Source organism: Rheinheimera sediminis (genome assembly GCF_004005375.1).
Taxonomy (GTDB): domain Bacteria; phylum Pseudomonadota; class Gammaproteobacteria; order Enterobacterales; family Alteromonadaceae; genus Pararheinheimera.
In genome coordinates this window covers 61,190-76,056 of sequence record NZ_RZUF01000020.1, presented here as the reverse complement: position 1 = coordinate 76,056, position 14,867 = coordinate 61,190, and the positions used below count along the sequence as shown (strand labels likewise).

Annotated in this window: 13 protein-coding genes; 1 reads left to right on the top strand and 12 read right to left on the bottom strand. The window is 45.6% G+C overall.

The window, feature by feature from the left end; all coding sequences use genetic code 11:
* Positions 1-50: 50 nt before the first annotated feature.
* Genes prpC through EMM73_RS14555 form a run of 3 tightly spaced genes read right to left on the bottom strand, consistent with a single transcriptional unit; the run spans position 51 to position 2,799 of the window.
* Complete coding sequence (gene prpC, locus EMM73_RS14565) at positions 51-1,178, bottom strand: bifunctional 2-methylcitrate synthase/citrate synthase (protein ID WP_127687506.1); 1,128 nt, start codon at positions 1,176-1,178, stop codon at positions 51-53.
* Positions 1,179-1,235: 57 nt separating this feature from the next.
* Positions 1,236-2,120, bottom strand: coding sequence for a methylisocitrate lyase (prpB, locus tag EMM73_RS14560; protein ID WP_127687504.1), 885 nt, complete (start codon positions 2,118-2,120; stop codon positions 1,236-1,238).
* Positions 2,113-2,799: a GntR family transcriptional regulator gene (locus EMM73_RS14555; protein WP_127687502.1), complete on the bottom strand. Its 687-nt coding sequence runs from the start codon at positions 2,797-2,799 to the stop codon at positions 2,113-2,115. Before EMM73_RS14555 ends, prpB begins: the two co-directional genes overlap by 8 nt.
* A gap of 1,446 nt (positions 2,800-4,245) precedes the next feature.
* Between EMM73_RS14555 and EMM73_RS14550 the strand changes: the two genes are divergently transcribed.
* Positions 4,246-5,283, top strand: a complete 1,038-nt coding sequence (locus tag EMM73_RS14550) for a CNNM domain-containing protein (RefSeq protein ID WP_127687500.1) — start codon at positions 4,246-4,248, stop codon at positions 5,281-5,283.
* Positions 5,284-5,802: 519 nt separating this feature from the next.
* On the opposite strand, the gene EMM73_RS14545 is transcribed toward EMM73_RS14550, so the two are convergent.
* From EMM73_RS14545 to fabF, 9 genes are all read right to left on the bottom strand, one after another.
* Entirely contained in the window at positions 5,803-6,582 is a 780-nt protein-coding gene (locus tag EMM73_RS14545; RefSeq protein ID WP_127687498.1) for a TatD family hydrolase, read from the bottom strand.
* Positions 6,583-6,639: 57 nt separating this feature from the next.
* Entirely contained in the window at positions 6,640-6,966 is a 327-nt protein-coding gene (locus EMM73_RS14540; RefSeq protein ID WP_127687494.1) for a PilZ domain-containing protein, read from the bottom strand.
* 12 nt (positions 6,967-6,978) lie between these two features.
* Positions 6,979-7,884: a DNA polymerase III subunit delta' gene (gene holB / locus EMM73_RS14535; protein ID WP_127687492.1), complete on the bottom strand. Its 906-nt coding sequence runs from the start codon at positions 7,882-7,884 to the stop codon at positions 6,979-6,981.
* The gene (gene tmk / locus EMM73_RS14530) at positions 7,877-8,548 is read right to left on the bottom strand and encodes a dTMP kinase (RefSeq protein ID WP_127687490.1); all 672 of its coding nucleotides are present in this window, start codon (positions 8,546-8,548) and stop codon (positions 7,877-7,879) included. The genes holB and tmk overlap by 8 nt, the downstream gene beginning before the upstream one ends.
* On the bottom strand, positions 8,545-9,570 hold the full coding sequence (gene mltG / locus EMM73_RS14525; protein WP_127687488.1) for an endolytic transglycosylase MltG: 1,026 nt from the start codon (positions 9,568-9,570) through the stop codon (positions 8,545-8,547). Before mltG ends, tmk begins: the two co-directional genes overlap by 4 nt.
* Entirely contained in the window at positions 9,567-10,331 is a 765-nt protein-coding gene (pabC, locus tag EMM73_RS14520) for an aminodeoxychorismate lyase (protein ID WP_127687486.1), read from the bottom strand. Before pabC ends, mltG begins: the two co-directional genes overlap by 4 nt.
* Before the next feature lie 124 nt (positions 10,332-10,455).
* Positions 10,456-10,941 (bottom strand): DUF6702 family protein, encoded by a 486-nt coding sequence (locus EMM73_RS14515; RefSeq protein WP_127687484.1) that lies wholly within the window; start codon positions 10,939-10,941, stop codon positions 10,456-10,458.
* On the bottom strand, positions 10,941-13,367 hold the full coding sequence (locus EMM73_RS20365; protein WP_127687482.1) for a M1 family metallopeptidase: 2,427 nt from the start codon (positions 13,365-13,367) through the stop codon (positions 10,941-10,943). The genes EMM73_RS14515 and EMM73_RS20365 overlap by 1 nt, the downstream gene beginning before the upstream one ends.
* Before the next feature lie 182 nt (positions 13,368-13,549).
* On the bottom strand, positions 13,550-14,788 hold the full coding sequence (gene fabF / locus EMM73_RS14505) for a beta-ketoacyl-ACP synthase II (RefSeq protein ID WP_127023422.1): 1,239 nt from the start codon (positions 14,786-14,788) through the stop codon (positions 13,550-13,552).
* Positions 14,789-14,867 lie beyond the last annotated feature (79 nt).

The following is a 14,867-nucleotide window of genomic DNA, read 5'->3' as shown; positions in this document are numbered from 1 at the left end:
AGATCCAATAAAAGCCCACTAAGGGCTTTTATTATTTGGGTGTTTTTTGCTTAACGGCTTGATAGCGGCTTAACACTACGTGGTTCTACCCCTGTATATTCAGCACTTGGGCGAATAATACGGTTGTCGGCACGTTGTTCCATCACATGAGCAGCCCAGCCTGTTAAACGTGAACAGACAAAAATAGGCGTAAACAGCTTGGTTGGAATACCCATGTAGTTGTAAGCCGAGGCATGGAAGAAATCTGCGTTACAGAACAGTTTTTTCTCACGCCACATCACCGCTTCACAGCGCACAGAAATGTCGTACAAGGACGTATTGCCGTTGGCGTTGCCAAGCTTTTCCGACCACTCTTTGATCACCGCATTACGTGGGTCGGACTCGGCATAAATGGCATGGCCAAAGCCCATGATTTTTTCTTTACGTTCCAGCATGCCCATTAACTTGGTTTCGGCATCATCCGGATTGTCCATCTTTTCAATCAGTTCCATCGCCGCTTCGTTCGCGCCACCATGCAGAGGGCCACGTAATGAACCAATAGCGCCTGTGATACAAGAGTGCATATCACTTAAGGTAGAAGCACAAACACGGGCCGTAAAAGTTGAGGCATTAAACTCATGCTCTGCATATAAAATCAGCGAAGAGTTCATCACATCTGTATGCAGCTGAGTTGGTTTTTCACCATGCAAAGTCCAAAGGAACTGTTCGGCAATAGAATCGGCCGCTGTTTCCACTTCAATGCGCTGGCCTTTATGGCTGAAGTTATACCAGTAGTTAATTAAACCAGGGAAAATAGCAAGTAAACGGTCGGTCGCATCCTGTTGCTCAGCAAAACTCTGTTCAGTTTCTAAGTTGCCGAGCATAGAGCAGCCAGTACGCATTACATCCATTGGATGAGCCGAAGCAGGAATGCGTTCCAGCACTTCTTTTAATGCCTGTGGCAGCTGACGCATCGCTTTTAAGCGGTTTTTGTACGCAGCCAGTTCAGCCTGATTGGGTAACTCGCCTTTTAAAATCAGATGTGCTACTTCTTCAAATTCACAGTGAGCGGCTAAGTCTTTGACGTCATAACCACGGTAGGTCAAGCCTGACCCTGTTTTGCCCACTGTGGATAAAGCGGTTTTACCTGCGATTTGACCACGTAAGCCTGCGCCTGATAACTCTTTTGCGTTCGCCATCTTGTCTCTCCGTTTTTAATTTGTTCTGTTGATTTATTGAATGCTGTTTGCTTGTGGTTATTTTTTGGCGGCAAACAGAGAGTCTAATTTCTGCTCATAACTGTGATAGTTCAGAAAGTCGTAAAGTTCAGCACGGGTTTGCATGCTGTCAACTACTGCTTTTTGATCGCCATTGGCCAGAATAGATTCATACACATTCAGTGCAGCTTTATTCATAGCTCGGAAGGCACTTAATGGATACAACACCATATCCACACCTACAGCAGCCAGCTCGGCTTTGTTAAACAGTGGCGTTTGGCCAAACTCGGTGATATTGGCCAATACAGGCACTTTCAGCGCCTTGGTAAAAGCCTGATATTGCTCCAGCGTATACACAGCTTCAGCAAAAATGGCATCGGCACCAGCAGCTTCACAAGCTAAAGCCCGTTCAATAGCAGCTTCTAAACCTTGTTGTTGCAACGCATCAGTGCGCGCCATAATAAAAAAGTTTTCGTCTGTTCTGGCATCCACTGACGCCTTAACGCGGTCTACCATTTCTTCCAAAGATACGATTTCTTTGTTGGGTCTGTGGCCACAACGTTTTTGCGCCACCTGATCTTCAATATGAAAACCTGCAGCACCGGCATTGGTCATCTCTTTGACGGCACGGGCAATATTAAAAGCGCCGCCCCAGCCAGTGTCCGCATCCACCAGCAAAGGCAGTTCAGTCGCACCAGTAATACGGCGGATATCTTCACAGACATCGTTTAACGAGGTCATGCCTAAATCCGGCAAACCAAAAGAAGCATTGGCCACACCAGCGCCTGATAAATACAAGGCTTTATGACCCACACGCTCAGCCATCAAGGCGGTGTACGCATTAATAGTACCGACCAGCTGTAATGGATGATTGTCTTTAATTGCCTGACGAAGCAGAGCGCCAGCGCTTTTTACATTAGCCATGTGAAGTCCCCTGTTGAAGTAACTGTTGTTCAATATTGCGTTTGGATGCGGCGATATGACGGCGCATCAATAAATCGGCCAATTCGCCATCACGGTTGGCAATGGCATTAATAATAGCTTTGTGTTCGTCAAAAGCCCGCGATACCCGTGGGCCATTCATGCCAAGCTGCACCCGATACATCCGCACCAGAAAATACAACTCGTCACTTAAAATATTAATCAGATAAGGATTTTTACTGCCCAAGATGACGCGGTAATGAAAATCGACATCGCCGGCCTCCTGGTAATAACTTTCACCTTCGCGCACCCGTTGTGTCGACAAATGCTGATCAAGTAGCGCCCTGACTTCGGCAATTTCCTGCTCTGTCATATGCTCTGCCGCCAAACGACACGCCAGCCCTTCCAGCTCTTCGCGCAGCTGATACAAAGAACGCAAACCTTCAATCGACAGCTTGACCACACGGGCACCAGCATTGGGAGTACGTTCTATTAAATGGCAGCGCTCTAAACGCGCCAGGGCTTCACGCAGCGGCGCACGGCTCAAATCATAACGCCGCGCCAGCTCAGGCTCACTGATCTTAGTACCAGCAGGAATTTCGCCTTCCACTATAGCGGTGCGAATTTGCACCAGCACCCGGTCGGCCGCAGTAATAGCTTCTTTAAAATCGGTAGCGAGCATCAGATTGTCGACAATAAGTAAAAAGTAATAACGTTTTAACCCTTTTAACTGCTTTGGTCAAGGATGAAGGATTAGTTATGTCGACATAAAGACTAAAGTACTAGAGGAAGTTGTATGGAATTTTGGACGGGGATTAAAAACCTGGGTTAAGGACGCTCATTGCAGACAATAATAATCGGTTCTTGATCTGTCCCTGTAACGAAGGCATAGTCTACGATGTCCGTTACACTACAGATTAGCTTTAAGTCGGAACTGTAAAGCTCACCGCAGGATACTTATTGTAAGATGAAAATACGCGTTAAACCTTCTGCCAAGCTTAGGCTCATTATGTTTAAACGAGCTGGTATTGCTGTATTGCTTGTAGCTCTTGGGGCTTTTTTGTTGATGGTGTCAGAAGACAAGTGTCGGCAGTTTGTATTTCCTTCCTGGTGCAGCATTATGGGCAAAGAGCATATACTCAGCTTATTTTTTAGCGTTGATGTTCTACTATTGCTATACGTAATGGGACCCTTTGTCCATCTGAGTTCTATACGTTTTCTTCTCCAAAGCAAAAATCCAAAAAAATAAATAACTGTTACAGCCAAGTATAAGATTATGTGCTGCTTTGCCACTGCAGAATATTCACACCTCTGACAATCATCCACAGGCTTAAAGTTAACTAGCCCGCTAATACCGTTATCATGATTTAGGCGAATACTAATAAAGTAAAAGCTGACGTCGCCAACCAAGGCTACACTATTGATAAGCTAACACCGACCCAACATCACACTTATTAAAGACGGGAATAGCCTAATTCAATAATGGTATAACCACGCAGCATAAAGGGAAAACAAAACCATTAGGCTTATGCTGAAGCCATAGAGTCCAATAGCCAGAAAAGACAAGACCACCAGTAGCTCCGTTAAAGACACTCGGATAACTGCTCCGCCACACAACAAAATTAAAGATACATTCAACAATAATTTATTGGCGACCAAGATAGCTATTTAGCTCGGGTTAAAAAAGTTTCAGCCAGACTCAAATCAAGGCCTACTCGCTTTCACAACACTCTAGTCTAAATATAACGACATTGTATTTTCAGTTTCAGAATACCCCGAGCCAAGGGTAAGATCACGAACGTTTTTTAAGCAATTCCAACTCGTGATTGGTATGTTTTTGGAGAGAAACAGGCGTGTTTAGTTTCGCCGTTTCTGTTATTAAGATCGATCACCAAACAGGCTGAACAAAAAACACAATCACGCTCTCGCCCTGACCCCCGAGCCTGAGCTGATTTCTGACAAACTTATAAACCTTAGGTTACATAGGTGATTCAGACTTAAAAAAGCCAAAGGCATACAAAGCTATGTTTAATAAAAAATGTTACACAGATTTTTCTCCTCGATTTTCTGACACAGCTGTGATTGAATATCGGCGTCGAAGCAAAATGGAGTGTTGTAATCAACCCGTATGAGTTTACTAATTGCGTTTGTGGTGTTATCAATTTCGGTATCTTTTATCTGTTCTATCCTTGAAGCAGCGTTGCTCTCTATCACGCCCAGCTACATTGCCCAGCAAAAACTGACTCAGCCCAAGCTTTACGAAAAACTGAAAGCTCTCAAAGAGAAGATTGATCAGCCTTTGGCTGCGATCCTGACATTAAACACAGTAGCTCATACTGTGGGAGCCACTGGTGTGGGTGCTCAGGTCACTGTAGTTTTTGGTGACGGTTATTTGGGTATTGCCTCAGCTATCATGACGCTGCTGATACTGCTGTTGTCTGAAATATTACCTAAAACCATTGGAGCCCGCTATTGGCCAACTTTGGCTCCGGTGTTACCTACTCTGCTCAACGGCATGATTTTTATTCTAAAACCCTTTATCTGGATGTCAGATCAGGTGATGAAGCTATTTGGAGGTGGACATCATGATCATGATTTACGTCAGGAAATAAAAGCACTGACTATATTAGGTCGTGAGCTCAACAAACTTGATGAAGATGAACAACGAGTCATAGCTAATATTCTTGATTTACACGACATTAAAGTGCGCGAAATCATGACACCACGCACTGTCTGTGAATCCGCTAAGCCAGATGAAGCCTTGTCTTCTTTGGTAGAACGCGTCAAGAAAGATCGTTTCTCACGTTATCCAGTGCTGGATAATGATGAAGCCCCTTTGGGTATAGTGTTTCGCTACGACATGCTGGAATTCAGTGAAGAGCAAACTGCTGCCGACATTATGAAACCAGTGAAAGTGATTTCAGATATGCTGAATGTGGAACAACTGATGTCACAGTTGATCCGTGAACGTCAGCATATGGCATTAGTTTATGACGAATACGGCAGTTGGATGGGCCTGGTGACCATGGAGGACGTGATTGAATCCATTATTGGTCAGCCTATTATGGATGAAACCGACGATATTCCAAACATGCGCCGTTTTGCCAAACGCCGTTGGGAACATAAACAAAAGCAGCTTAGCGACGATAAAAATCAGCAAGGATAAAACCAACCCAGTTCAAGTCGGCGCTGCTGGATCTATCCGCAGCGCCAAAACTCTGATTATGTGCCCAGATACAGTCAGCATAAACAAAAAACTTCTGCACTCATTCGGATAGCCCATTTGATAAAACAGCCACTGAATCTTTAGCTCAGCTGACGATTTTGCAGTTTTTATTAGATTAATTTTTTCTAACATTAATCAGTTGTGAACACTTTGGCTTCTATAGCAGTTTTGTGCCAAGAGTATTTTATAGCCGCCAAAGTCTTACCTGGCTTGAGCCAGACTGTATAAGTTGGGGGTAACCAGGGTATAAGCACAGGATAAGTTATGTCTTTTGGTTCGAATTGAAGTACTTAAAAGCAAAGAGGCATACAGGAAAATTTCATAGGCATTGTCTACACTCAACTCAGTTGAATAACCCGTTTGCCCTGTGTGGTTCCCTCTAGCGCACGGCTCATGTAGATGAGCCATTCCCCTAAGCCCAGAATAAATCATTTGATTCTGGGCTACTTTTCCTTCGAACTAAAACCTGTTAACTGATTGAAATAAATGATAAAAATTTTCTGTTGTTTGTTCCGCTAATTGTTCAATACTGACGTTACGTTGCTCTGCGATACAAGCTGCAACAGCGCTGACATAAGCAGGCTGGTTGGTTTTGCCACGGTAAGGTACAGGGGCTAAATAAGGCGAGTCGGTTTCGATCAGCAGTCTATCCGCTGGTATTTGTCGGGCCACAGCACGCAGCTCGTCAGCGTTGCGAAAAGTCACAATGCCAGATAACGAAATATAAAACCCTAAATCCAAAGCGGCTTTTGCTGTGTCCCAGTCTTCAGTAAAACAATGCAAAACACCACCACAGTCGGCAGCACCGCCGGAACGCAATAAATTCAAGGTATCAGCTCTGGCATCGCGGGTATGCACTATTAAAGGTTTATTTAATTCACGAGCTACTGCAATATGAGCGACAAAAGCTTCCTGTTGAATGGCTTTGCTATCCGGGCTATAAAAATAATCCAGACCTGTCTCGCCCACGGCCACAACTGCCGGATCAGCAGCATAACGACGCAACAGCTCGATGTTTATACTATCTTCCTGATGCAATGGATGTTCACCACAGGACACTGAAACTTGAGGATAAGCAGCGACTAGTTGCTTCATCGCGGGAAACTCTTTCAGACTAACAGACACACAAAGCATGTGTTCTACTTGAGCCGCAGCGGCTCCTTGTAAAACTTCAGCTAACGTCAGGGATAATTTATCCCATTCCAAACGATCAAGGTGGCAATGCGAATCAACAAACAAAAGTAATCTCCAAAAATTCAACGCGTACATACAAAAACATCAGGTCAATAATGCCGATTAAAGGCTGTATCTAGGCTCGGAGGAGTCGAGCATAGCACCCAGTAATTTTTCAATTTTTTCCTGCAACTGAAACTTATCATCAACAAAGGCTACGCCAATACCGGAAGGGGTCGCGCTTTGTGCTCCTTGGGGCGTTAGCCATACTACTTGACCAATGACCCGCACCGCTTGCTTTTCATCAGGCAAAGTAACAGTTAACGAAATTGACTGCCCAATTCGATAAGTTAGGGAGCCAGGCACAAACAAACCTCCATGTTTCAGAAATGGCATATAGCAGCGATACAACTCTTTTAACTCTGTAAAATCCAGCGCAATTTCGTTCAAAGCTTGCTCCTGTTACAACAAGGCTGAACGGAGTTGTACTAATAAAGCAGACAAGTTCAGCACTGCATTTTGCCCAGTGATCAGTTGACGATCACGCCCCCATTGCTGCAAAGATATCAGCAACTGATGATGTTTCAGCTGCATATCTGCACCTTTATGCCATAACTCCTGTCGTACAAACCAGAATAAAGTTGATGGCAGTTGTTCCGTATCAGGTAAATGAGCCAACAGCTCGTACAAATCCAATTGAGCTGATACGAACTTCTTCAGCATAACCAATTGCGCAGAAATTGCCGCTGCTTCGTCGTTTTCCAATAACTTCAGCGCCAATAAGGGTGCACCGCCAACATAGTGCAGTAAAAAATCAGGGACTGGCCTGCTGCTGTGTTCCTGCAGCCAGTGCTCAATTTGCTCACCATAAACAGGAGCTAAAGCCCAGCTTTGACAACGACTTAAAATAGTAGGTAACAGCTGCGCCGGATGGGCACTTTGTAAAAGCAAAAAACTGTTTTGTGGCGGCTCTTCCAGCGTTTTTAACAGCGCATTAGCCGCAGCTTCTGTCATCAGTTCGGCGTGCGGAATTAGTGCCAGCTTAACGCCCCCCTGCTGTGCTGCGCCATGCATAAACTGACCCAGAGCTCTTATCGGATCCACGCCAATACTGCTACCGCCTTCTGTGGGCAATTGCCACAGATCCGGATGATGGCCAGAGGCCATCAACTGGCAACTTTTACATAAACCACAGGGATTCAGTTGCAGTGGAGATTTACAAAGCAAGTAGGCCGCTATACGTTTAGCCAGAGCCAATTTGCCAATACCTGCAGGGCCTGTCAGCAATAAGGCATGATGCAACTGCCCTTTCGCCGCCAGTTCAGTCAGTTTGTATTGGTAGGAGTCCAGCCAGGGGAAATCAGACATGGCTCTGTAGATCCGGGCTTAAACCAGGGTTTAAAGGTCCGTTTTGCCAGGCCTGTTGCAGTGCATTCAGGATCTGCTGCTGCACCTGCTGCATCGACTGGCTGGCATCAATGGTGACAATATTGGCTTCAGTTGCAGCTATTTGCAGATACTTAGCCCGGGTGCGCTGGAAAAACGCCAGTTGCTCCAGCTCAATACGATCCAATTCACCACGAGCCTGAGCACGCTGTAAGCCGATAGCCGGGTCTATATCTAAATACAGCGTTAAATCCGGCTTTAAATCACCCAATACAACCTGACGAATACTGTTGATCAGGCTTTCATCCAGTTGACGGCCTCCCCCCTGATAAGCACGGGAGGAGAGATCGTGACGGTCACCCAGCACCCATGTACCTTGCTGCAAGGCGGGTTGGATCACAGTTTTGACCAGTTGCACACGGGAGGCATACATCAGTAATAATTCAGTTTCTGGCGCAACGATTTCATCCTGCACTTGTTTGACTAGCGTGCGGATCTGTTCGGCTAAAGGTGTGCCGCCAGGCTCTCGGGTGCTGATAAATTGAATCTGTTGTTCGTTCAGCCATTGCTGGATAGTTCGGATAGCACTGGTTTTTCCGGCGCCTTCCAGGCCTTCCACTACAATAAAACGACCTGAAGTTGTCATGGTTTTTTCTTTCCAAAAATGTATTGCTGCACTGCGGCATTATGCTCTTTGAGAGTACGGGAAAACTGATGCGTGCCATCCCCTTTCGAGACAAAATACAACCAGTCACTTTGCGCTGGCTGGGCTGCAGCTATGATAGAACTGCCACTTGGTGCTGCTATTGGGCCTGGTGGTAAACCAAAATGCTGATAGGTATTATAGGGGTGTGGATTGCGTAAATCAGCCCTTGTGATATCGCCATTAAAACTATCGCCTAAACCATAGATCACAGTTGGGTCTGTTTGTAATCTCATACCAAGTGCTAAACGATTCACAAACACCGAACTGACTAAAGTTTTTTCAGGCTCATGGCCACTTTCTTTTTCGATTATAGAAGCCATAATCAGCAACTCATAGGGAGTTTTGTAAGGTAAATTGGCTTGTCGACTGTCCCATGCCTGCTGCACTCTTTGGATCAAAAGCTCGTTAGCCCGTTTTAATAATTCAGTGCTGGTGCTGTTGGCGGTGTAATTGTAGGTTTCAGCAAAAAATAGCGCTTCGGCGTTGCCAGGTTTGTTGCCCCAGGCATCAGGCCACTTTGCCAGTTCTACCAATGCAGCTTTATCAGTCAAATCATGCTTTAGAAATTCAGCTTGCGCTAAACGCTTAAAACTCTGGCTTAAGGTTTCACCTTCTTTGATGCTAAAGGAAAATTGCGCCACTTTGCCGCTGGCAAATAACTGCAAGATTTGTAATAAAGCGAATGACTTTTGCTCTGTTGGTACTCTGTAGACACCCTGCTGTAATTTTGCAAGCTCTGGGTGTACACGCAGATAAATAGACAACCACCGACACTGAGCACTGCTCAGCAATTCTTGCTGCTGCCACTGTCGGCAAAGTTTCATCGCGCTGTCGCCCGCTTTTACTTTGATATAAGTATCAGTCAGAGCTAAGCGACTTTGGCTGTATTGTTGCCACATATTGGTTAAGCCAAATAAACATACGAGTGAAACCAGCAGCACTACAAAAAAAGTTCGGATCAAAGCTCAACTCCGCTGATAAACTGACGCACCAGTTCAATATTTTTAGTTTTACCAGCAAATTGTTTTACCGGCACTACACCCATCAGGGCATTACAAATCAATAGCGCTTCTGCCTGTTGCAGATCATCCAGGCAAAACTGACCTTCGCGGATTGTTCGATGAGCCATCAGATGTTGACGCATCACCCCATTCACCCCAGCCTGATCGAGCGCAGGAGTGAACCACAGGCCCTCTTTATAAAACATCAAATTAGCCGCAGACACTTCAATCACAGCGCCGCTCTGGTCCAGTACAACCAGCTCATCAGCATCTGTCTGAGCTAATTCGGCTTTAATCAGCACTTGTTCCAGCCTGTTGTTATGTTTCAGACCAGCCAATGCGGGTTGCTGCGCCAGTTTAAAATCCGCCAGGTCCAGACGAATGCCCTGCTGCTGCCAGGCACGGTAATCAGGTAAGGCTGCAGTACTGATATAACAACAAGGAGATTCTATACCTTGCGGGCTATAACCCCGCCCCGCCATGCCGCGACTAATGAGTACCTTCATGACTTGATGCGGCGCAGATACAGCCTGCTGGACTTTAGCAGTCAGCTCGTCTGTATCAAAAGGGTGGATCAGCAAACGTTTAGTCCCTTCGACTAAACGCTGCAGATGCAAATCCCACAGCATCACTTTGCCGTCTTTTACCCTGATTGTGGTAAAAAGCCCGTCACCATAGTGAAAGCTACGATCTGTGCTGTTGGGTGCCTGCGGATAAAGCATCAGTACCAGTCCAAACCATCTGAAAAATTCTGGCGGAAAGTATGCCTGAAATCCATGATTTTAAAAATGGGGTCAAATCACATTGTTAACAGTTAACACTATGAGCTGACCCTATTTCCAGCAGCTATTTACTCAGTTGCACCTGCTGCCATTGCTGTTCTGGGGTGAATTTGAGGGTTTTCACTTTGCCACGGCCTTCAATATTGACCACATTCACCTGATCCGGCCATAGGCTTTGCAATGAATCATGGCGCAACTCCAGCTGTGTCAGTTGTTGTGGTATGGTCACTTCCTGATAGACCCAGAAGAAACGACCGTCCAGCTCACTCCCTACCAGCGTTAGCTTCAGATCCTGCCCTGAAGTTCTCAGTTGAAAATGGCTGGAGACATACAAAGCAAAACTGTCGCGAGTGGACTGTTTTGCCAGTAAATCAGCCGATTTATCCAGTAGCTTTTTCACCGCATGCTCAGCGTCATGCAGATAAAACCTGTGCATGATTTCAATAGTGCCGGTGCGTTGATTAAACAGTACTTTGGTCACAGCTGATTTCATTTCGTGTGCTGACAACTGTAAACTGATCACACAACACAGAATTATAAGTAGCCGCATCAATCGTTTTTATCCTTAGACTTGGGATCCTTCAGCTTGGTTTTGCTGTCCTGCATAATGTCACGTTCCACCAGCTCTTTGCTTTTCTCCCGTTTAAACGCCTCGATGCGAGATGGAATAATCTGACGTGGGTAATGGTTATTTTCCACATCGACGTCGGCAGTTAACCATTTGGGATCGACAACCACCTGCTTTAGCACTTTGTCTGTCACAATCAGCTTGCTCACAGCATCGGGAGTTTTGCGCCAGATTTCAGCCGGAATATACAAATCTTGCACACTGTCATCTTCAAAAGTCAGCTGCAGTAAGATAGGCATAACTAAACCACCTAAGTTACTGAAATTCAGCACATAGTAGTTTTTGTTCTCTTCGATAGCGCGTTCAAACACCTGACGTTCCCATGGCTCTAAATCGGCCAGGAATTGCTGGTAGCTGTTGCGCTCTTTGTTGGTGACAGTAAACCTGTCGTTCTTGTCGTAAAAATCGCTCACATCTTTATTGCGCTCAACCCAGGTGGTTTTGCCTTCGGCTTCATTCAGCTCAACAAAAATGGGCATGGGTTTGTCTTGCTCTTCTTTACGGCGACGCTCGAAGTCAATATCTGGGTCTTTGGTATCCAATTGCAGTTTGTAGACTTTATCCAGCGAAATATCGACATGGTCTGTGCTGTAAAACCAACCGCGCCAGAACCAATCCAGATCGACACCACTAGCTTCTTCCATAGTGCGGAAGAAGTCTGAGGGCGTTGGGCGTTTAAACTTCCAACGGGTGGCGTATTCTTTAAAAGCAAAATCAAACAGCTCACGGCCTAAAATCACATCACGCAGAATATTCAGTGCAACTGCAGGTTTGGTGTAGGCATTAGGTCCTAAGCGTGTCACGCTGTCCGACTGAGTCATGATAGGTTCTTGCTGCTCGCTTTTCATGTAGTCAGTAATATCGCGAGCTTCAACCCCCCATGGAATTTGTGGGTCCCATTCACGACCGGCGATACCATCTAAAAAGCTGTTTAAACCCTCGTCCATCCAGGTCCACTGGCGTTCATCCGAGTTCACCACCATAGGAAAATAAATATGCCCTATTTCATGGATAACAACACCAATCAAAAAGCGTTTTTCTGCCTGCGAATAAGTACGACTGCCATCTTTTTGCAACTCGGTGCGAGGGCCGTTAAAAGTGATCATCGGATATTCCATGCCACCTACAGGACCGTTGACCGACTGAGCGACCGAATAGGGATAATCAAAAGAGAAGCGAGAATAGACTTCCAGGGTGTGGACTACTGATTCAGTGGAGTATTTTTTCCATAAATCACCGCCTTCTTTTGGATAAAACGACATCGCCATCACAAAAGGCTGCTCTGCGCCACCTTGTTGATAGCCTTTGGCATCCCAAATAAATTTACGTGACGAAGCCCAGGCAAAATCACGCACATTATTTGCTTTAAAACGCCAGGTTTTGCTGTCATCCGTATCATCTTTTTCGTTTTCCAGCGCTTCTTGTTCAGTCACAATAAACACAGGGCGTTTCGCTGTTTTAGCTTGTTCTAAACGCTGTTGCTGCTCTTTGGTCAGTACTTCCGGAGCGTTGGTCAAATCACCTGTGGAGGAAACAATATGATCGGCTGGTACCGTCATCTCGACCTCATAATCACCAAACTCCAGGGTAAATTCACCAGAGCCTAAAAATTCTTTATTGGTCCAGGCTTCATAATCTGTGTACGCCACTAAACGCGGAAACCACTGCGCGAACAAGAAGATATCGTTGCCACCTTTGCGAGCGTCTTTAGGAAAATGCTCGTAACCAGAGCGGGCAGATACAGCGTCTTCTTCGACGATGTTAAACGCAAAATCCATAGAAAATTGCAGCGACTCTTTGGGCTTGAGTGGTTTTGGTAAATCAATCCGCATCTGAGTGCCCACAACAACAAACTTAAGGGCAGTTCCGTCGGCTAGTTTGATGTTGTCCAGCTGATAGCCTAATTCATGATCAGCTAAAAACTGCAGATTACGTAACTCGTCCAGGCTAATTTTGGCAGGCTGATCATTGCTTGGTCTAGAGCCTCCGCCAAAAGTGCTGGTGACTTCGGCCATCGAATCTGACTTAAATATATTCTGATCCAACTGCAACCATAAATACTTCAGCGTGTAAGGCGAATTGTTTTTGTAATTGATGCTTTGACTCGCGGACAAACGGCGTTTTTCTTCATCCAGACTGGCTTTGATCTTATAGTCGACCTGCTGCTGCCAGTACTGCTGCCCTGGTTCACCAGCCGCATTGCGGTAAATATTAGGGGTAGGCAAAGACTCATCCAATTGACGAAATTTATCTTCAAACTTCCCTTTAGTTTGGGCTATGGGATCAGCGAAAGAGACCTGAGCACAAAGCATCAGAGCCAGAGCAACACAGCTTTTTTTATAGGACATTGTTTATATGCTTCTGTTGGTTAAAGAAATGGGGGTGTTACCCAGTGTTTACTTTTAATAACAGATCTAGCGAGGAATTACGAGAACAAGTAGGAAAAAAAGAAAGGAAATCAAAGGGTCAAAGAAACGATGGGGTCAGGCCTTGAATGTTGATTCAACTTTCAAGGCCTGACCCCAAGGCTTTAGATTTTCTTAAACAGAATAGAACCGTTGGTGCCACCAAAACCAAAAGAATTACATAAAGCGTATTCCATTTTGGCATCGCGGGCTGTGTGCGGTACGTAGTCTAAGTCACAACCTTCATCCGGATTATCCAAGTTGATGGTTGGAGATACCTTCTGATCGATCAGAGACAAAATAGTGATAATAGATTCAACAGAACCTGCAGCACCTAATAAGTGTCCCATCATCGACTTGCTGGAACTAACCATTAAACCTTCTGGTTTTGCGCCAAAAATAGATTTAATCGCCATAGTTTCAGCTATATCACCTGCTGGCGTGGATGTGCCGTGAGCGTTGATGTATTGCACCTGATCGGCATTAACGCCTGCATCACGTAAAGCATTTTTCATCGCCAAAGCTGCACCACGACCATTTTCTGGTGGTGATGTCATATGATAGGCGTCGCCACTCATGCCAAAACCTACCAGTTCAGCGTAGATTTTCGCACCACGGGCTTTGGCATGTTCGTACTCTTCCAGCACCACAACACCAGCTCCATCGCCTAATACAAAACCATCACGGTCTTTATCCCATGGACGACTGGCCTGTTGTGGCGCATCGTTACGGGTTGATAAGGCACGGGCAGCACCAAAGCCACCCATACCTAAAGTCGTAGAAGCTTTTTCTGCACCACCTGCAATCATGGCATCCGCATCACCATAAGCAATCATACGGGCAGCCTGACCAATGTTATGCACACCTGTAGTACAAGCTGTGACAATACTGATATTCGGACCTTGCAGACCTAACATGATGGATAAATGGCCAGAAATCATGTTGATAATGGTAGAAGGCACAAAAAACGGCGATAAACGACGTGGGCCGCTGTTCAGTAATTTGGTGTGGTTTTCTTCGATTAAACCTAAACCACCTATGCCTGAACCTACAGCAACACCAATACGTTCGGCGTTTTCTTCGTTAATTTCCAGTCCGGAATCTTTAAATGCCTGCACACCTGCAGCCACACCGTACTGGATAAATAAATCCATTTTCTTGGCTTCTTTGGCCGGGAAAAACTGTTCGACGTCAAAATTTTTGACTAAACCAGCAAATTTCGTGGTGTAAGCCTCTGGATCAATATGATCAAACAGCGCTATTCCACTTTGACCTTGTAATAAAGCCTGCCAGGTCGACGTTACATCGTTCCCCAGGGGCGTTAGCATACCTAAGCCCGTCACAACCACTCGACGTTTTGCCACAGAATCCTCCGCAGTCGAAATTATTCTCTATTGCTGATCCGCTTCAGCGTAGCGCGCGTAGCGGACAGCTTCAGAAACA

Bases quoted from the DNA above. Each gene is read 5' to 3' on its own strand.
- prpB (WP_127687504.1), bottom strand. From the start codon at position 2,120: ATGGCTAATGTAAAAAGCGCTGGCGCTCTGCTTCGTCAGGCAATTAAA.
- EMM73_RS20365 (WP_127687482.1), bottom strand. From the start codon at position 13,367: ATGTCCTATAAAAAAAGCTGTGTTGCTCTGGCTCTGATGCTTTGTGCT.
- EMM73_RS14550 (WP_127687500.1), top strand. From the start codon at position 4,246: ATGAGTTTACTAATTGCGTTTGTGGTGTTATCAATTTCGGTATCTTTT.
- tmk (WP_127687490.1), bottom strand. From the start codon at position 8,548: ATGACAACTTCAGGTCGTTTTATTGTAGTGGAAGGCCTGGAAGGCGCC.
- holB (WP_127687492.1), bottom strand. From the start codon at position 7,884: ATGTCTGATTTCCCCTGGCTGGACTCCTACCAATACAAACTGACTGAA.
- EMM73_RS14555 (WP_127687502.1), bottom strand. From the start codon at position 2,799: ATGCTCGCTACCGATTTTAAAGAAGCTATTACTGCGGCCGACCGGGTG.
- prpC (WP_127687506.1), bottom strand. From the start codon at position 1,178: ATGGCGAACGCAAAAGAGTTATCAGGCGCAGGCTTACGTGGTCAAATC.
- pabC (WP_127687486.1), bottom strand. From the start codon at position 10,331: ATGCTTTATCCGCAGGCACCCAACAGCACAGATCGTAGCTTTCACTAT.
- EMM73_RS14515 (WP_127687484.1), bottom strand. From the start codon at position 10,941: ATGCGGCTACTTATAATTCTGTGTTGTGTGATCAGTTTACAGTTGTCA.